Annotated in this window: 17 protein-coding genes; 9 read left to right on the forward strand and 8 right to left on the reverse strand. The window is 73.9% G+C overall.

Going from position 1 to position 16,996, the window contains the following annotated elements:
- Positions 1–62: 62 nt before the first annotated feature.
- Complete coding sequence (locus LZ495_RS31025) at positions 63–1,904, reverse strand: glycoside hydrolase family 3 protein (protein WP_308268669.1); 1,842 nt, start codon at positions 1,902–1,904, stop codon at positions 63–65.
- A gap of 120 nt (positions 1,905–2,024) precedes the next feature.
- Between LZ495_RS31025 and LZ495_RS31030 the strand changes: the two genes are divergently transcribed.
- From LZ495_RS31030 to LZ495_RS31050, 5 genes are all read left to right on the forward strand, one after another.
- The gene (locus LZ495_RS31030) at positions 2,025–3,155 is read left to right on the forward strand and encodes an Lrp/AsnC family transcriptional regulator (protein WP_235056273.1); all 1,131 of its coding nucleotides are present in this window, start codon (positions 2,025–2,027) and stop codon (positions 3,153–3,155) included.
- Positions 3,156–3,224: 69 nt separating this feature from the next.
- Positions 3,225–3,752: a pyridoxamine 5'-phosphate oxidase family protein gene (locus LZ495_RS31035; RefSeq protein ID WP_235056274.1), complete on the forward strand. Its 528-nt coding sequence runs from the start codon at positions 3,225–3,227 to the stop codon at positions 3,750–3,752.
- On the forward strand, positions 3,749–6,259 hold the full coding sequence (locus tag LZ495_RS31040; protein ID WP_235056275.1) for an excinuclease ABC subunit UvrA: 2,511 nt from the start codon (positions 3,749–3,751) through the stop codon (positions 6,257–6,259). Before LZ495_RS31035 ends, LZ495_RS31040 begins: the two co-directional genes overlap by 4 nt.
- 115 nt (positions 6,260–6,374) lie before the next feature.
- Positions 6,375–7,331, forward strand: a complete 957-nt coding sequence (locus LZ495_RS31045) for a helix-turn-helix transcriptional regulator (RefSeq protein WP_235056276.1) — start codon at positions 6,375–6,377, stop codon at positions 7,329–7,331.
- Positions 7,332–7,438: 107 nt separating this feature from the next.
- The gene (locus tag LZ495_RS31050; protein WP_235056277.1) at positions 7,439–8,572 is read left to right on the forward strand and encodes a phosphotransferase family protein; all 1,134 of its coding nucleotides are present in this window, start codon (positions 7,439–7,441) and stop codon (positions 8,570–8,572) included.
- Here the strand turns inward: LZ495_RS31050 and LZ495_RS31055 are convergent.
- The 4 genes from LZ495_RS31055 to LZ495_RS31070 all read right to left on the reverse strand — a co-directional run bounded on the left by LZ495_RS31055 (position 8,569) and on the right by LZ495_RS31070 (position 10,998).
- Positions 8,569–9,285: a hypothetical protein gene (locus LZ495_RS31055; protein ID WP_235056278.1), complete on the reverse strand. Its 717-nt coding sequence runs from the start codon at positions 9,283–9,285 to the stop codon at positions 8,569–8,571. The two genes, LZ495_RS31050 and LZ495_RS31055, sit on opposite strands and share 4 nt — an antisense overlap.
- A gap of 68 nt (positions 9,286–9,353) precedes the next feature.
- The gene (locus LZ495_RS31060) at positions 9,354–9,893 is read right to left on the reverse strand and encodes a Clp protease N-terminal domain-containing protein (RefSeq protein WP_235056279.1); all 540 of its coding nucleotides are present in this window, start codon (positions 9,891–9,893) and stop codon (positions 9,354–9,356) included.
- A 2-nt stretch (positions 9,894–9,895) separates the two neighbouring features.
- Complete coding sequence (locus LZ495_RS31065; RefSeq protein WP_235056280.1) at positions 9,896–10,129, reverse strand: helix-turn-helix domain-containing protein; 234 nt, start codon at positions 10,127–10,129, stop codon at positions 9,896–9,898.
- 101 nt (positions 10,130–10,230) lie between these two features.
- Positions 10,231–10,998 (reverse strand): MBL fold metallo-hydrolase, encoded by a 768-nt coding sequence (locus LZ495_RS31070; protein WP_235056281.1) that lies wholly within the window; start codon positions 10,996–10,998, stop codon positions 10,231–10,233.
- Between the two features lie 221 nt (positions 10,999–11,219).
- On the opposite strand from LZ495_RS31070, the gene LZ495_RS31075 reads away from it, so the two are divergent.
- Positions 11,220–11,543, forward strand: a complete 324-nt coding sequence (locus LZ495_RS31075; protein ID WP_235056282.1) for a hypothetical protein — start codon at positions 11,220–11,222, stop codon at positions 11,541–11,543.
- A 44-nt stretch (positions 11,544–11,587) separates the two neighbouring features.
- Here the strand turns inward: LZ495_RS31075 and LZ495_RS31080 are convergent, their stop codons facing one another.
- Positions 11,588–12,400, reverse strand: coding sequence for an HAD family hydrolase (locus LZ495_RS31080; RefSeq protein ID WP_235056283.1), 813 nt, complete (start codon positions 12,398–12,400; stop codon positions 11,588–11,590).
- 48 nt (positions 12,401–12,448) lie between these two features.
- Here LZ495_RS31080 and LZ495_RS31085 point away from each other — a divergent pair, with 48 nt between their 5' ends.
- Positions 12,449–12,922, forward strand: coding sequence for a CYTH domain-containing protein (locus LZ495_RS31085; protein WP_235056284.1), 474 nt, complete (start codon positions 12,449–12,451; stop codon positions 12,920–12,922).
- Positions 12,923–12,936: 14 nt separating this feature from the next.
- On the opposite strand, the gene LZ495_RS31090 is transcribed toward LZ495_RS31085, so the two are convergent.
- A complete protein-coding gene (locus tag LZ495_RS31090) occupies positions 12,937–13,260 on the reverse strand; it encodes a hypothetical protein (RefSeq protein ID WP_235056285.1) in 324 nt (107 codons plus the stop codon).
- Between the two features lie 148 nt (positions 13,261–13,408).
- On the reverse strand, positions 13,409–14,296 hold the full coding sequence (locus LZ495_RS31095; RefSeq protein ID WP_235056286.1) for a LysR family transcriptional regulator: 888 nt from the start codon (positions 14,294–14,296) through the stop codon (positions 13,409–13,411).
- A 145-nt stretch (positions 14,297–14,441) separates the two neighbouring features.
- On the opposite strand from LZ495_RS31095, the gene LZ495_RS31100 reads away from it, so the two are divergent.
- Complete coding sequence (locus tag LZ495_RS31100; protein WP_235056287.1) at positions 14,442–15,725, forward strand: aspartate aminotransferase family protein; 1,284 nt, start codon at positions 14,442–14,444, stop codon at positions 15,723–15,725.
- Between the two features lie 87 nt (positions 15,726–15,812).
- Positions 15,813–16,994, forward strand: coding sequence for a class I SAM-dependent methyltransferase (locus LZ495_RS31105; RefSeq protein ID WP_235056288.1), 1,182 nt, complete (start codon positions 15,813–15,815; stop codon positions 16,992–16,994).
- Positions 16,995–16,996: the final 2 nt, after the last annotated feature.

Below are 16,996 nucleotides of genomic sequence, written 5' to 3' on the forward strand. Positions count from 1 at the left end.
CCCCGGGGGGCCGGGCCCGCCCCCCCCCGGGGGGGGCGCGGGCCTCGCCCCTCGGCCGGCGGTCAGAGCCGCCCGTGCAGCGCCCCTTCGGCACGCTGCGCGCTGTCCGGCCGCGGCGCGGCCGGGTGGCCGAACCGGAAGAGCGGGTCGGCGGTGTCGAACGGCATGTCCTCGCGCGACTCCTCGACCGCGCGCATGGAGGAGGGCAGGTCGAACGGCAGTCGGCCGCCTGGTTCGGCGCGTCCGAAGACTGCGTCGAGGACGATGTCGTCGGCGGCGCCGAAGTCGCCGAGCAGCAGGCGGGCCGCTTCGGGCAGTCCGGTGAGTACCGCCGGCCGGTCGAGGAAGACGCACAGCGCGAGCGGCACGGTCGCGGCGAGGGCGCGCAGCCGGGCGGTCTCGGCCTCGGGGAACTCCAGTGATCCGGCGTGGAAGGCCTGTTCGAGGAGGCCCTCGCGCTTTTCGTAGGGGGCGGCCAGCCGGACGACGGCCAGGTCGGCGTCCTCGGGGCGGGCGACGACAGTGCCGTACCGGGCCGCGACCTGGGGGTCGATGTTCTCGACGTACAGCGTGCGGACCGCCTGCGGCTCGGCCAGGGTGCCGGACAGGCCGACGAGCGAGCGGCGCTGCACGGTCCGGCCGAGGGCGACGGTGCCGGCCGCGCCGACGGTCTCCGCGGCGGCGTCCGGGTCGACGTACGGGTCGTCGAAGAGCCCGAGGCGGAACTTGTCGAGCAGGATGCGGCGTACCGAGGCGTCGACGCGGGCCTCGGTGGCGCGGCCCGAGCGCACCGCGTCGATGATCAGTTCGGGGCGGGTCTCGCCGCCGAACTGGTCGACGTCGGCGTCGAGCAGCATGCCGACCTGCTCCGCCAAGGGCAGGTGCTCGACGCCCCAGTTGCGGGCCGGGAGCTGCCCGCGGCCGGGGATGTCCATGCCGGCCAGCAGGTTGAAGTCGGTGCAGACCACGCCGTCGAAGCGGTAGCGGCCGCGCAGCAGGCCGACGATGACGTCCCGGTTGAAGCAGGCGCCGACCTCGGCCATGCCGGTGCCGACGGGGATGCCGTAGCCGGGCATGACCTGGGCGGCGCCCGCGTCGAGGGCCGCCTCGAAGGGGCGCAGGTGGTATTCGAGGTTGCTGCCCGGGTAGGCGCCGAAGCGGCCGTACGAGAAGTGCGGGTCCTCGCCCTTGGCGGTGGCGCCGCCGCCGGGGAAGTGCTTGACCATGGCGGCCACGCTGTCCGGGCCCAGCACGCCGTCCGGGCCGCCGGCCTGGCCCTGCAGGCCGCGGATGTAGGCGGCGAGCATGGCCGAGGCCAGGTCCGCGTCCTCGCCGAAGGTGCCGTGGATGCGGCCCCAGCGCGGCTCGGTGGCCAGGTCGGCCATCGGGTGGACGGCGACGCGGACCCCGACCGCGCGCAGTTCGCGGGCCATCGCCGCGGCGAATTCGGCGACCAGGCCGGGGTCGGCGGTGGCGGCCAGGCCGATCGGTTCGGGTCCGCGGCTGAATCCGCCGGACAGGTGCGCGGTCATCGGGTTCGAGGTGAAGCCGTGCCGCGGGTCGGACGACAGCGTGACCGGAATTCCCAGGCGGGTGGCGGCGGCGAGGTCCTGGAGGTGGTTGTTCCAGCGGGCCATGACGGCCGGGGCCGGCATCGACATCAGGAGGAAATGGGACACCCCGGCGTCGGTCAGCGCCGGGCATTGCTCTGGGAACGTGTCCGGCTGCGCGGTATACAAGCGGCCATGGCACATCAAAGCGGCCTTCTCGGCCAGGGTGAGGCGCGCCAGCAGGTCGGCGGCGCGGTCCTCGGCGGAAAGCCGCGGGTCCTCGTACGGCGCCATCGTGCCGTCGTGGTCGAGATCGCGGAACAGCGTCCCGTCGTGGTGGCGGAGCAGGTTCACCGGTCGTCCTTGTCAGGGTCGTGAGCAGGCCACGGAGGTGCCATCGGCCTCCGCCAGGTTTGCGGGTGGCAGCGCGTTTGTGACCGTGGATGCCGGAAGGCATCCGGAAAGGACCGGCACGTGCACGATTCGAAAGCGGGACGCGGCCCCGACGCGTTGGATGAACTCGACCTGGCGCTCGCGCATGCGCTGCAGATGGTCCCGCGGGCGTCGTGGGCCGAACTCGCGCCGATCCTGGGGGCCGACCCGGCCACGCTGGCGCGCCGCTGGCGCCGCCTGGAGTCGACCGGCTCGGCCTGGGTGACCTGCTTCCCGGGAATGGGGACCGGCAAGCACACGGTCACCACGTCGAACTGCGTCGCGCTGGTCGAGCTGACCGTGGCGCCGGGGCGGATCCCGGAGGCGATCGCCGCGGTGCGGCGGCACCGCATCGCGATCAACATCGAGTACATGACGGGCAACCGCGACCTGCTGATGTGCGCGGCGGCCCGGGACGCGGAATCGCTCGCCCACTACTTGCAGGTCACGCTGCCGTCGGTCCCGGGCATCACCGGCATCCGGGTGCAGTTGCCGCTGCGGCTGTACAAGGACTCGGGGGCGTGGCGGCTGCGCGCGCTCGACCACGGGCAGCGGCAGGCGCTGGCCGCGCTCCCCCGCCCGGCCGCCACCGGGTCGGTCCGGCCGCCGGACGCGGACGACCTCGCGCTGCTGGCGCACCTGGGGCCGAACGGGCGCCTGGGCACCGCGGAGCTGGCCCGGCGGCTGGGCGTCAGCGGGGTCACCGCGGCCCGGCGGCTGGCCCGGCTGACCGCGGCGGGCTTCGCGCGCTACCGCTGCGAGGTGGCGCGTTCGCTGACCGGGTGGCCGATCTGCGCGACGTGGTGGCTGCGCGTCCCGGCGGCCGACCTGGAAGATGTCGCGGCGAAGCTGACGACCTTGGGCGACGTGCATATGTGCGCGTCGATCACGGGGAGCGCGAATCTGCTGGTCGTGCTGTGGCTGCGGCACGCCTCGGACGCGCCGGTGGTCGAAGCCGACTGGTCGCGGCGGTTCCCGCGGATGGAGGTGGTCGATTCGTCGGTCACCATCCAGGTGGTGAAGCGCATGGGACGCCTGGTCGGTCCGGACGGCCGGAGCATCGGGTACGTCCCGCTGGGCTTTGCCGAAGACCTCCCGGCGGACCTCGTCCCCGAGGCCGCCCTGGTCCCCGCCCCGTCCTCGACCGAGCGCAACCTCGTCGCCGTCCCCTGACCGTCCCTTTCGAGGACACGCGGTAAATCCCGACAGAAGGTGTCGGGTATTCGATCGATCATCGTGCCCATGCGCGAATCCTCGGAAGAACTAGACCGTCTGCAGGGCCTTCTCGGCACATCCCTGTCCGGCGCGACAGCGCATCTGCGCTCGATCGTCGGCACCGCACCGCGGGCGTCCGCCGCGCAGGTGGCCGCAATGCTGCACGGCATGTGCACGCTCGCCGTGTCCACGGTGACCGCCCAGGGCGAGCCGCGCATCAGCGCGGTGGACGGGCATTTCCTGCACGGCATGTGGCATTTCGGCACGGCGCGCGGTGCCGCCAAGGCCCGGCATCTCGACGCCCGCCCGCAGGTCAGCGTCGCTCTGCTGCGCGGCGAGGAGCTCGGCGTCTTCGTGCACGGCACCGCCGAGACCCTCAATCCGGCGGGCCGCCCGGCGGACCCGGAGTGGCCGGAAGTTCTGGCGTACTTGCAGGAGTTCTACGGCGCGGACGCCTTCGACTGGGAGCACGACGTCGTGTACTTCCGGGTGCGTCCGCACTGGATGGCCGTCTACGCACCGGCCCTGGCCGAGCCCGCCCCGGAGAAGCAGTGACTGCCCGTCCGCGGGGCACCGCGGATGCGGGGTACGGGGTCATCGAGGTGGTCGGGGCCCGCACGAACAACCTGCGGGACGTGTCGGTCGCCATCCCGAAGGGGCGGCTGGTCGCGTTCACCGGGGTGAGCGGCAGCGGCAAGACGTCGCTGGCCGTCGACACGCTGCACAGCGAGGCCCAACTGCGTTATCTGGAGGGGCTGTCGCCGTTCGTGCGGCAGTACATCACGCAGCGGAACCGGCCGAAGGTCGACCGCATCACAGGCCTGGGGGCGACGCTTGCGGTCGACCAGCGGCGGCTGAACCGGAATCCGCGCTCCACGGTCGCGACGCTCACCGGGATCGACGGGCATCTCGGGCTGCTGTACTCGCGCCTGCCGGGTCTCCGCGAGGCGGACCCGGCGGGCGGCCCGCTGACCACGGCGCATTTCGACCGCAATACGCCGGAGGGCGGCTGCCCGGACTGCCACGGTGTCGGCGGGCGCTGGCAGGCGCAGCCGGATCTGATCGTCACGCGGCCCGGACTGCCGCTGTTCGAGGGTGCGTCGCCGTGGTTCGCGAAGTGGCGTTCGAACGAGCACATGTTCGTCCCGGCACTGGCCGCGAAGCAGGGCGTGGACCTGGGGCAGCCCTGGGAGTCGCTGCCCGAGGCGTTCCGGCAGGCGGTGCTGTACGGGACGGGCGACGAGGTGGTCGAGGCGAGCGTCGACGTCCCGAACAAGAACGAGAAGTCCCGTATGACGTTCAGTTCCAGCCAGCCGATGCGGGGCGCGCTCGCCGAGGTCGAGCGGGTGTTCGGCAACGCCAAGTCCGCGGAGGCCAGGCAGCGCTACCTCGCGTACATGCGCAAGGAGCCGTGCGGCACGTGCGGCGGCAGCGGGTACGACCGGGCCGCGCGGTCGGTGCGGCTCGGTGGGCTGGCCTACCCGGAGTTGCTGGCCGCGGATGTACGCGAGGTCCGCAGGTGGGCGCGGCGGGTCGCGGACGGCCTGGACGTCCGCGAGCGCGCGGTGGGCGATCCGCTGCTGCAGGATCTGGGCCGCCGCGTCGGCATCCTGGACCGGCTCGGGCTGGCGCATCTGCAGTTGTCCCGGAGTGCCGCGACGCTGTCCGGCGGCGAGTTGCAGCGGACCCGGCTGGCCGCGCAGTTGAGCACCGAGCTGAACGGCATCGTCTTCGTCCTGGACGAGCCGGGCACGGGGCTGCATCCGGCGGACAAGGCGCATCTGCTGGACATCGCGCTCGAACTGCGGGCGGCCGGCAACACCGTCCTGCTCGTCGAGCACGACCCGGAACTCGTGGCGCGGGCCGACTGGGTGGTCGACCTGGGGCCGGGTGCGGGGCGCCTGGGCGGGGAGGTCCTGGTGTCCGGTCCGCCTGCGGACGCGGTCGCGCATCCGGGGTCGCTGACCGGGCGTTACCTGGCCGGCGAGGGCCCGCGGCTGCGGCGCACCCGCCGCCCGGTCGGGGCCGGTACCGGCTGGGTCGAGCTGCACGGCCTGCGGGCCCACAACGTGGCGGCGGACCTGCTGCGCTTCCCCGCGGGGCGGCTCACCTGCCTGACGGGAGTGAGCGGCAGCGGCAAGAGCAGTGTGCTGGGTGCGCTCGGCGCGGAGGCCGAGGCGGCGCTGGCGGGCAGGCCGACCGACCGGGTACGGGCCGTTTCCGGCCTCGGGGAGTTCGGCTGGGTCGCGGTGGTGGACCAGGATCCGCTCGGCCGGACCCCGCGGTCGAACCCGGCCACGTACAGCAAGGCGTTCGACATCGTCCGCAGGCTGTTCGCCGGGACCGATGCGGCCCGGGAACGTGGCCGGGACGCCTCGTGGTTCAGCTTCAACACCGCGGGCGGCGGGCGCTGCGAGACGTGCGCGGGCCACGGCCGCAAGCTGGTGGACATGCACTTCCTGCCGGACGTGTGGGTGGTGTGCGATGCCTGCGACGGCCGCCGCTACAAGCCGGAGGCGCTGGCCGTCACCTACCGGGGCCTGGCGATCGACGAGGTGCTGGAACTGACCGTCGCGGACGCGGCGGAGCGCTTCGCCGGGCCGCCGCAGCTCGCGGACATCCTGGGGGCCCTGGTCCAGGTCGGGCTGGGGTACCTGCAGCTCGGCCAGAGCGCGACCGAGCTGTCCGGCGGCGAGGCGCAGCGGTTGAAGCTGGCCGCGGCGATCCGGCGCGGCGCGGGGAGCGGCAAGGCCGGGCTGGTGGTCCTGGACGAACCGGTCTCCGGGCTGCATCCGTCCGACGTCCAGCAGGTGGTGGACGCGCTGGAGGTGCTGCTCGACTCGGGGAACACGGTGGTGGTGGCCGAGCACGACATCCCGGTCGCGGCGTCGGCGGACTGGGTGATCGACCTCGGCCCGGGCGCCGGGCCGGACGGCGGCGCGGTGGTCGCGCAGGGCACGCCCGACACGGTCGCCGCGGCCGGCACGCCCACGGCCGGATACTTCCGCAGGTACGCGGCGGGCCTGCCGCTGCTCGGTCCCGCGCGGGCGGCGGCCGGGTGATCCGGGGCGTCGGCATCGGCCCTGCGCCGGTGCCGACGCCGGTCGCCACCGCGAGAATGGCCCTCCGAGGTGCGTGGTCGGGCGGTCCGGGAAGCGAACAGGAAGTGGGCACGGCATGCGAGCGAGTCGGGCGATTGCGCTGCTGCTGCTCCTCCAGTCCCGGCGCGAGATGACCGCGGCCGACCTCGCCGCCGAACTGGAGGTCTCCGAGCGCACGGTGCAGCGCGACATCGCGGCGCTCGCCGAGGCGGGGGTGCCGGTGTACGCGGAGCGCGGCCGGGCCGGGGGCTACCGGCTGGTCGACGGGTACCGCACCCGGCTCACCGGTCTGGAGCGCGCCGAGGCGGAGGTGCTGCTGCTGGCCGGACTGCCGGGGCCGCTGCGGGACATGGGCCTGGCCGGGCAGGCGCTCGCGGCGCGCCTGAAGGTGTCGGCGGCCCTGGGCGATGCGCCGGCCGCCGCGACGCAGCGCTTCCATCTGGACGCGCCCGCGTGGTTCCGGGAGGCCGAGACGCCTCCGCTGCTGGGCGAGGTGTCGCGGGCGGTCTGGGAGGACCGCGTCCTGCATGCCCGGTACGCGGCGCGCAGCGGCTCCCGGGACCGACGGCTGGAGCCCTACGGCCTGGTCCTGAAGGCCGGGCAGTGGTACGTCGCGGCCCGCGGGTCGTCCGGGCGGGTCGGCACGTACCGCGTGGACCGCTTCGAGACGGCCGAGGCCGGCGAGGAACGCTTCGACCGCGACCCGGAGTTCGACCTGGCCGCCTATTGGTCGGAGGCGTCCGGCGGGTTCGCCCGCTCGATGCTGCGCGAGCAGGTCCGGGTGCGGCTGAGCCCGCTCGCGGTCGAGCACCTCGCCGTCCTGTTCGAGCCGACCGCAGCGTCCGACGCGCTGGCCACTGCGGAGGCGCCGGACCGGGACGGATGGGTCGCGGTGACGCTCGGCATCGAGTCGTGGGACATCGGCTACTTCGAACTGCTGCGCCTGGGCCCTGAGGCGGAGGTGCTCGCCCCGCCGCACATGCGCGCCCGCATCGCCGAGGCCGCCCGCCGCGCCGCGGCGCTCTACGACTGACTGCGAGGATGTGCACGGCCGGCCGCCTCGCCCGGGTTCTTGATACTGCACATCCGCATATGGTTGATTGAGTCCACTAAATCGGCGGGCGAGAGGACGGTCGGCTCATGGGTGCCGAGCAGGAGCGCGGGACGCAGGAGGCGGCGGCGCGGCCGCGGACCTCGGACCGCGACGGAGTCCAGCTGCGCGCGGCGTTCCAGGACTGGCTGCGGAAGCGCGTCGGCGACCCGGAGGCGGCGGTCGTCGAGCTGCGCACCCCGTCCGCGAACGGCATGTCCAGCGAGACGCTGCTGGTCACCGCGCGCTGGGCGGCGGCGGGCGAGCGCCGGGTCGTGGTCCGGCTCGCGCCGCCGGAGTCCGTGGTGCCGGTATTCCCGGAGTACGACCTCGCCGCCCAGTTCGGGGTGATGCGGCAGGTGCGGGAGGCGACCGGCGTGCCGGTGCCCGAGGTGTTCTGGCACGAGCCGGACCCGGGCGCGCTCGGGGCGCCGTTCCTCGTGATGGCCCATGTGGACGGCCGGATACCGCCGGACGTCATGCCGTACGTCTACGGCTCCTGGGTCACCGAGCTGGATGCCGCGGCGCGCACCCGGATGCAGGAGGCGACCGTCGACGTGCTGGCCGAGCTGCACGGGATCCCGGACGCGGCCGAGCGGTTCGCGTTCCTGGAGCGCACTCCCGCCGACGGCCGCTCGGCGCTGCGGCGGCACGTGGACGCCACGCGCGCGTTCGCCGCGTGGGCCAAGGACGGCCTCGAAGTACCCCTGCTGGACGCCGGGTTCGCATGGCTGGAGGAGCACTGGCCGAGCACCGAGGGCCCGGCCGTGCTGTCCTGGGGCGACTCGCGGATCGGCAACATCATGTACAGCGGCACCGGGACCGAGGACGCACTGCCGGTCGCGGTGCTCGACTGGGAGATGGCCGGTGTCGGGGTCCCGGAGATCGACCTGGCGTGGCTGGTCTACCTGCACGGCTGGTTCCAGTCCGGTGCCGAGCGGCGCGGCGTCCCCGGGCTGCCGGACTTCCTGGGCTGGGACGACGTCGCGGCCCGCTACGAGGCACGGACCGGATACCGGGTCGCGGACCGGGAGTTCTACACGGTCTACACCGCGCTGCGCATGGCGGTCGTCTCGCTGCGCACCCAGTTGCGGGCCGTCGCGTTCGGCGAACTCGCCATGCCCGACGACCCGGACGACCTGATCCGGCCGCGCACCGACCTCGGGTCGCTGATCGGCGTCTAGAGATCCCACCACCAGGCTTCGAGCTCGGCGTGTTCGGCGTACTCGGGCGAGGCGGCGTACGGCGACTGCCGGGCGGCGTCCAGGGCGCCGGTGCGGCGGACGACGTCGCGCAGTTCCCGGAGCACCGGCATCTCGTCGAGTTCGCCGACGTCGTAGGGCACGACGCCGGAGGCGCCGCCGACGAGGACCTCGCAGCCGAATCCGTACCAGAGGCCGATGAGTTCCACGTCCCGCTCCTGCTCGGCGGCGGCCGCGACCCGGGCGACGGCGTCGATCAGCGGGGTGCGGCGCAGCGGTGCGGCGTCGGGTCCCTCGAGGTCGCCGGCCGCGACCATGCGCTGCCACAGGGCGGTGCCGGCGTCGCAGTAGAGGTGCGGCGGGTCGACGTAGCCGTCGTCGAGCCATGAGTCGTATCCGGCGAAGTCGGGCGCGTCCTCGTCGAAGGTGCGCAGTCCGGTGAACTCGGTCAGCCCGGCGAAGTAGGCGCTCCGGTCGGCATGGTCGGGGTGCCGGTCGAGCGGGAAGCGGTAGGCGTACCGGCGGCGCAGCAGGACGTCCATCACGCGGAAGTGGGTGAAGGAGCAGTCGAACTGCCCCTGGAACTCGTACAGGGCGGCGTACCAGTCCCGGACCCGGTCGTCGTCGGGCGCGCTGTGCGCGTCCAGCAGCCGCACCGAATCCGCGACCATGTCCTCGATCTCGTGCAGCGACATGGGTCCCCTCAGTCCGTGGTCGGGGGTCACCGTACAAGCGGGCTCTGCCACGAAGGCGGCCGGGCCGCCTACGAGGGCGCGGTCATCGTGCGGGTGACGGTGTCCGCCAAGCCCGCCGGGGTGACGCCTTGTTCGGCGAACATCACCGGGAGGGCGCCTTCGCCCGCGCGGACGACGCCGAGGAGCAGGTGGCCGGGCGCGATGATCCGGTGTTCGAGGGCGAGGGCGGCGCGCAGGGACTGGGCCAGGGCCTTCTTGGCGTCGCGGTCGAAGCGGATGATGCCGGTCCTGGAGCCGCCGCGGCGGCCGGCGCCGCTGAGGGCGCCGGAGCCGAACTCGGCCTCGACCTTGCGGCGCACCTCGGCGAAGTCGATGCCGATGCTCTCCAGCGCGGCGGCGTCGACACCGTCCGCGCGCTCGACCGCGCGGCGGGCGGTGGGCAGGTCGATCCCGGCGTCGGCGAGGGTGCGGACGACGGGGTCGCCGGTCACGCCGAGCACGCCGAGGACCAGGTGCTCGGGGGCAATGGTCGCCTGTTCGAGGCGCCGGGCCTCCTCGCGGGCGGCCACGACGGCCTGGCGGGCGTCGTCGGTGAAACGTTCGAACATGGTCAGTCCTCCTTGCTCCGGAACCGCCCCGTGGCGGCGTGCTTCTTGTGCACGGCTTGCCGGGTGACGCCGAGGCAGGCCGCGATCTCCTGCCAGGACCAGCCCTGTTCGCGGGCGCTGCGGACCTGCAGTGCCTCGAGCCGGTCGGCGAGGTCGCGCAGGGCCCGGACCGCGCGGAGTCCGACCGCGGGGTCGCGGCTGGCCGCGGCGTCGGCGAGCTGCTTGGTCTCACTCATGCTGTCAACATAAGTTGACGCCCGGGCTCGCGTCAATCAAAGTTGACACAAGCCCGGGCGTCCAGGTCCTGCGGTGCCGCCGGGAAGCGCTGCGGATCCCGCTACAGCTCGATGCGGTCGCCCGGCTTGGGCAGGTGCAGGCGCTCCGAGAGCCCGGCGGCCGCGAAGGCGGCGACGAGGGTGTCGGGGCCCTCGGTGAAGTGCCCCCAGTGCTCGAAGTGCAGCGGGACGACGTGTGCGGCGCCCAGGATCTCGGCTGCCTCGGCGGCGCGTTCGCTGGTCAGGGTGAGCGGTCCGTCGGCGACCGGGGTGCGGGCGGCGCCCGCGAACAGCAGGGCGACGTCGACCGGACCGACTCGCTCGGCGATGGCGCGGACGACGTCCAGCGAGGCGTTGTCGCCGCTCACGTACACCGTCGGCAGCCCGTCGCCGGCCAGCACGAAGCCGGTGACCTCGCCGGTGAGGTGCTCGGTGCCGTCCGGGCCGTGCTGCGCCGGGACGCCGGTGATCCGCAGGACTCCCCCGTCGGGGCGGGCGAGTTCGGCGGTCTCCCAGTTCGGCAGCACCCGGATGGCGGCACCGATCCGCTCGTGCGCCGAGCCGGTGCTGAAGGCGGCCGGCGCGGCGGCGAGGAAGTCGCGCCCGGCGTCGTCGAGGTTGTCGGGGTGCTGGTCGTGGGACAGCAGGACGGCGTCGACCGGCCCCACGTCGCCCGGAGTCAGGGCGGGTCCGGCGGTCTTGACCAGCACCCGGTTCCCGACCGGATGGTCGCCGGGCGGGTCGAACGTGGGGTCGGTCAGCAGCCGGAGGCCGCCGATCTCGACGAGTGCGGTGGGGCCTCCGACGTAGCGGACGGCGATGCTGCTCATGTTCTGCTCCTGGGGACGAGGACGGAACTCTCCAGCCGACAACCGCAGTCCGCGGACGATCATTCCGCCGCGGCCGCCCCGGCAAGTCGCCCGCTATGCCGGTTACCTCCACCCGGTTCCGGCCGCCGTCTCCGAAAGCGCACGTTTCGCCCCGGCCGAGTCGGCGCTAGTGTCTGCCCGGATAAGGCACCATGAATTGTCGGCAAACATACGAACGCACTGTGCAGATCGGGGTCCGCATGCTCGCCCACGTCACCGTCCTGGTCGTCGCGTCGGCGACCTTGCTGCCGATGGCCTGGGCTGTGGACACCGGCCGCGGACCGCGCTTCCTCGCCCCGCACGCACATCCGACGGCACGGCGGTTCCGGGCGCTGGGCTTCCTCGGTCTGTACGCAATGGCCCTGCTGATCACGCTGCCCCGGCTGCTGGACGCGTCGCCGCGCATCATCAGCGCTTGTTCGATCGCCAGCGGGTTCGCGGTGGTCGCGGCGTTCTCGTGCGCGGGCGCCGGCGGCCGCGCGGACCGCTCGTTCGGCCGCTACTGACCGGCCGCCGCGCCGGGCGCCACGCGCCGCGGCGCTCCGCGCACTCAGCCGAAGTGCCGTTCCAGCACCGCGGCGACGCCGTCCTCGTTGTTGGACGCGGTGTGCCGGGGCACGGCGGCGAGCACCTCCGGGTGCGCGTTCGCCATCGCCCAGCCGGAGCCCGCCCAGCCCAGGATGCCCAGGTCGTTGGGCATGTCGCCGAACGCCAGCACATCGGCCGCATCGATCCCGCGCGCCTGGCACAGCCCGGCGAGGACCGCGCCTTTGCTGACTTCCGACGCGCTGATCTCCAGGAGCCCCCGTCCGCCGGAGTGCGTGACCTGCAAAGCGGACCCGGAGCCGGCCGCGGTGGCCGCGGCGACCGCCGCGAGCATCGCGTCCGCGGTCCACGTACCCGACCAGGCCAGCAGTTTCACGATCGGCGTGGCGGCGGACCAGAGTTCCTCCAGCCCGCCGACCCCGAACTCGGCCGTGCCGCCGTCCGAGGAGAACCGCAGCTCGAAGCCGGGTGTGAACACCACGTGCAGGCCGGTCTCCACGGCGAATCCGACGCCGGGCACATGCCGGCCCAGCAGCGCCGCCGCCTCGCGCGCCGCGGTGACTTCGAGCGGGCTGGACGACAGGACGCGGCCGTCGGCCATGTCGTAGATCTGGGCGCCGTTGCTGCACACCGCGGTACCGGTGAGCCCGTACCGCCGGGCCAGTGCGTCGACATATCGCGGCGGCCGTGCGGTGACCAGCACGACGTCGGCTCCCGCCTCGGCGGCCAGGCGCAGCGCCCGCAGGGTCCGTGGGGACAGCCCGCCGTCGCTGCGCAGCAGGGTGCCGTCCAGGTCCGTGGCGACGAGTCGGATCACCCCGGAATCCTACGCAAGGGCACGGACACAGCGAGACGAGGAGAGGCCATGGGGATCGAGGTCGAGCGCAAGTTCGCGGTCGGGAAGCTGCCGGAGTTCGAGGTGCCGGGCGCCCGGCTGCGGCAGGGCTACGTGACGCGCGGTTCCGGCACCGAGGTACGGCTGCGGCAGGCCGACGCGGTGCACACCGTCACGGTGAAGACGGGCAGCGGCCTGGTCCGCGGCGAGACCGAGGTCGAGCTCACCGCGGCGCAGTTCGAGGCGCTGTGGCCCACCACCGAAGGAGCCCGGCTGGAGAAGACCCGGCACACGCTCGACCAGGACGGGCACACGTACTTCGTGGACGTCTACGACGGCGCACTGGCCGGCCTGCTGACCGTCGAGGTCGAATTCCCCGACGCCGGCGCCGCGGCCGCGTTCGTGCCGCCGGACTGGTTCGGTGCGGAGCTGACCGGCCGGTCCGAGTACGGCAACCGCAGCCTCGCGGTGGACGGCCTGCCCGCCGATGGGCCGAACGGCTGACCGGCAGCGGTCGGCTACTTGTGGCGGTGGAACCGCCAGTGCGTGCCGTGCTTGTGGTGCGGCATCTGGGCCAGGACCGCGGCCACCACCCCGGCCCGCAGGATCCGCGCCTTGCGCTCCCCGCAGTTGGGGCATTCCGCCATGAGCGGCGGCGGCACCCGCTTGCCGTCGGCGTAGTAGTAGCGGAACTCGCGGTTGTCGGCGTCGAGGTGGATCTCGACGTCGTACGTCTGCTCCCAGCCGTGGCCGCAGTGCAGGCAGGTGAACGCGAATGCCTCTTGGAGCCCGGCGTCCGCAGGGGTGTCGTCGGAGTCCGCGTCCCCAGGGGTGGTCGTCATGGCGGCGTCTCCTCGTCCGGCGTGCCGTCGGTCAAGCGGACCGGGCGTCCTCGCGGCGCGGCTCGGCCACTCCCCCGACCATGACACGCACCCCCCGCCCCGGCCACTCGGCAGCCGGCGCCGGATCGCGGGGGGCCGCCCGGGTGCCTCAAGGGCGCAGGGCGTCGCGTATGGCGGCCAGGGCGGGGTGGTTGATGGATGCTTCGCGGACCACGGTCAGGATGCGGCGGAACACGGGCGGGCCGTCGATGGCGGCCACGGCGACGCCGGGGTCGCGGTCGGCGCGGGCCAGTTCGGGCAGGAGGGTGACGGCCTGTCCGGCGCCGACCAGGAAGAGCAGCGACATCGCGTCCGAGGTGCGGTGCCGTACGTCGGGCTGGAAGCCGCCCTGGGTGCGGCAGACGTCCTCGATCCACCGGCCGTGGCTGGTGTCCGGGCGGCCGGCCGCCCAGGCGTCGTCGGCGAGTGCGGCGATCCGCACCGCCGGCGGGCCGGCCGCGGGGTGGTCGCGGGGCAGCACCACGCGGATCGGGTCGAGGCGCAGTTCGCGGAAGTCCAGGCCGGGCGTGGCGCGCCGGGTCCCGGTGCCGAACTCGTCGCAGATCGCCAGGTCGCAGGCCCGGTCCTCGAGCATGGCGAGGGCGTAGTCCGGCTCGGTCACCTGGGTCTCGATGCGCAGCCCGGGGTGTTCGGCGGCGAGCCGGGCCATGACCGGGGCGAGCAGGCCGATGGCGGTCTGGAACGCGGCGACCCGGACGAGTCCGCTGACCGCGCCGGCGCTGGCCGCCACGTCGGCCTCGGCTTCCTCCATGCGGGCCAGCAGCGCGTCGCCGTGCTCGGCCAGCACGAAGCCCGCGGCGGTCAGCCGGAGGCGGCGGCCGACGCGTTCGAAGAGCACCGCGCCCGCCTCGCGCTGCAGTTCGCCGAGCTGGTGGGAGACGGTGGACGGGCTGTACGAGAGCGCCTCGGCCACCGCGGCGACGGTGCCGCGGCGGCGCAGCTCGCAGAGCAGGCGCAGGCGGTGGAGGTCGATCACCGTTCGAATTCTTCCACGATTACCGATCGAAAAGATGCGCTGGTTTCGAAGGGTCGCGGTGCCCCAGCATCGAAGGGAACGCGGGTCGAGGGGCGGCCGCGGAGCGGCCGGGCCGACGGAGGGCCGCCGTGGAGAGGGGATTGCCGTGGATGCACGCGCCGAGCTGATGGTCCGCTACGCCGGGGAGTTCTGGCCCGAGGTGATCGCCCGGTCGTCCGGGTCGTGGCTGGAGACGACCGAGGGGCGCCGCATCCTCGACTTCACCTCGGGGCAGATCTGCGCCACCATCGGGCACAGCCATCCGCGCATCACCGAGGCCATCGAGCGGGCGCTGCGCGAGACCGTGCACCTAAACTCCCGGATGCTCGCTCCCCCGGTGCTCGACCTGGCCGAGGCGCTGGTCGGGATGACGCCGGAGGGCCTGGACCGGGTGCTGCTGCTGAGCACCGGCGGGGAGGCGAACGAGGCCGCGCTGCGGATGGCGAAGACGGTCACCGGCGGGTTCGAGGTCCTGGGGCTGACGCGCAGCTGGCACGGCATGACGGCGGGCAGCCAGGGGTCGACGTACAGCGCGGGGCGGCGCGGCCACGGTCCGACCGTGCCGGGGACGTACGCGCTGCCGGCGCCGTACGCGTACCGCTGCCCCGTCAAGCACTGCGAAGACGCGTGCGACATGACCTGCCTGGAGGTCGGGTTCGAGCAGTACGACGAGCAGAGCAACGGCGCTCCGGCCGCGGTGATCGCCGAGCCGGTGCTGTCCGCGGGCGGCGTGCTCGTGCCGCCGCCCGGCTACTTCGCCCGGCTGGCGGGGCTGGCGCACGAGCGCGGCATGCTGCTGATCCTGGACGAGGCGCAGACCGGGTTCGGGCGCCTCGGGGCGATGTTCGGGATGGACGTCTTCGACGTGCAGCCGGACCTGCTGACGGTCTCCAAGACGCTGGGCGGCGGCCTGCCGATCAGTGCGGTGATGACCAGTGCCGCGATCGAACAGGAGGCGTACGACCGGGGGTTGATGTACTACACCTCGCACATGTCGGACCCGCTGCCGGCCGCCGCCGCACTCGCCGTGCTGGACGTGGTGCGCGAGGAGGACCTGGCCGCGCGGGCCCTCGAGCGCGGCGAGCGCCTCGGCGCGCACCTGCGCGAGCTGCAGACGCGGCACGAGGCGATCGGCGAGGTGCGCGGCATGGGCCTGCTGTGGGGCGTCGAGCTGGTCGAGGACCGGGACACGCGCAAGCCGGCCGTGGCGTACGGGGACGCCGTGACCGAGGCGTGCGAGCGCGCCGGGCTGTGCATGAACATCGTGCGCGCCAAGTCGGGCGGCATCAGTTCGTGCCTGCGGATGGCCCCGCCGCTCACGGTCGAGGACGCCGAGATCGACACCGCCGTGGAGATCCTCGACAAGGCCCTCACGGACGCCCGGGGCTGACCGGAAACCGGCTCCGCCGCGCGGTGACGCCTTCCGGTTTGCCCGGTCATGCTGGCTCTCGTCCCCCGGAGCGGGTACAACTCGAATGTGGAACACGAGCCCGTCGGCAGCGCGCCCGGCGCCGACGATGCCGCACGCCTGCGGCGCCGGCTGGTCGACGAGCTGCGCTCCGCGGGCCGGCTGGACTCGCCCGAGGTCGCCCGGGCGATGGACACCGTGCCCCGCGACCGGTTCACGCCGCCCGGCACCGAGCTGCGCGATGCGTACGCGGACCGGGTGGTGGTGCTGGCCACCGACCGGTCCGGGGCGCCGATCAGCACGGTGAGCCAGCCCGCGATGGTGGCCCTGATGCTGGAGCAGCTCGACGTCCGGGCCGGACACCGGATCCTGGAGGTGGGCACCGGCAGCGGCTACAACACCGCGCTGCTGGCCGAGCTGACCGGGCCCGGCGGCCATGTGACCAGCATCGAGGTCGACGACGCGCTGCTCCTGGGCGCCGCGGCGCGGCTCGCCGAGCTGGCGCCGGGCGAGGGCACCCCGCTGGATCTGCGGCGCGGCGACGGCTGGCTCGGCGTCCCGGGCAATGCGCCGTACGACCGCCTCGAATCGACCATCGGCGTGGACGACATCCCGCCCGCGTGGCGCGAGCAACTGGCGGACGGCGGGCTGCTGGTGGCACCGGTGTGGCTGCGTCCGGGCCTCGAACTGTCGGTGGCGATGCGGCGCGCCGGGCCGGTGCTGCACAGCGTGTCGGTGACGCAGTGCGGCTTCCTCCAGCTCCGCGGGCCGCACGGCGCCGATCCGCACAGCCGGCGGCTGGGCTCCGGGCTGTCGGTGGTCGGCGACGGGCTGACCGGCAAGGACGTCGAGATCATCCGCGCGCTCGCGGAGACCGCGGGCGTGGACATCGGGCGGGTCCCGGGCCTGACCGAGCGGCGCTGGTGGGGGGTCAGCCTGTCGGACCCGCGTGCGGTCCTGTTCACCGGGCGGTACGGGACGCCGGTCGCGTGGGGGATCTACGAGCCGGACGGCCCGGAGGGCCCCGGTCTGGCGATCGGCAGCGACGGCACCGCGGTCGGGCACGGCGACCCGATCGCCGCCGAGATCCTGCGGCACCGCCTGGAGGACGCGCCGGAGGTCGACCCGTCCCGGCTGACCGTGACCGCGTTCCCGGCCGGCCATCCGGTGCCGCCGCCGCCCGCGGACGGGCACAGCTGGCGGATCACCCGCGCCCACCACCGCTACCGCATCCACGCTCCGGAGGAGTGACG

This window comes from Yinghuangia soli, from assembly GCF_021502675.1.
GTDB classification, from domain to species: domain Bacteria; phylum Actinomycetota; class Actinomycetes; order Streptomycetales; family Streptomycetaceae; genus Yinghuangia; species Yinghuangia soli.

Bases quoted from the DNA above. Each gene is read 5' to 3' on its own strand.
- LZ495_RS31035 (WP_235056274.1), top strand. From the start codon at position 3,225: ATGCGCGAATCCTCGGAAGAACTAGACCGTCTGCAGGGCCTTCTCGGC.
- LZ495_RS31045 (WP_235056276.1), top strand. From the start codon at position 6,375: ATGCGAGCGAGTCGGGCGATTGCGCTGCTGCTGCTCCTCCAGTCCCGG.
- LZ495_RS31050 (WP_235056277.1), top strand. From the start codon at position 7,439: ATGGGTGCCGAGCAGGAGCGCGGGACGCAGGAGGCGGCGGCGCGGCCG.
- LZ495_RS31055 (WP_235056278.1), bottom strand. From the start codon at position 9,285: ATGTCGCTGCACGAGATCGAGGACATGGTCGCGGATTCGGTGCGGCTG.
- LZ495_RS31060 (WP_235056279.1), bottom strand. From the start codon at position 9,893: ATGTTCGAACGTTTCACCGACGACGCCCGCCAGGCCGTCGTGGCCGCC.
- LZ495_RS31065 (WP_235056280.1), bottom strand. From the start codon at position 10,129: ATGAGTGAGACCAAGCAGCTCGCCGACGCCGCGGCCAGCCGCGACCCC.
- LZ495_RS31070 (WP_235056281.1), bottom strand. From the start codon at position 10,998: ATGAGCAGCATCGCCGTCCGCTACGTCGGAGGCCCCACCGCACTCGTC.
- LZ495_RS31085 (WP_235056284.1), top strand. From the start codon at position 12,449: ATGGGGATCGAGGTCGAGCGCAAGTTCGCGGTCGGGAAGCTGCCGGAG.
- LZ495_RS31090 (WP_235056285.1), bottom strand. From the start codon at position 13,260: ATGACGACCACCCCTGGGGACGCGGACTCCGACGACACCCCTGCGGAC.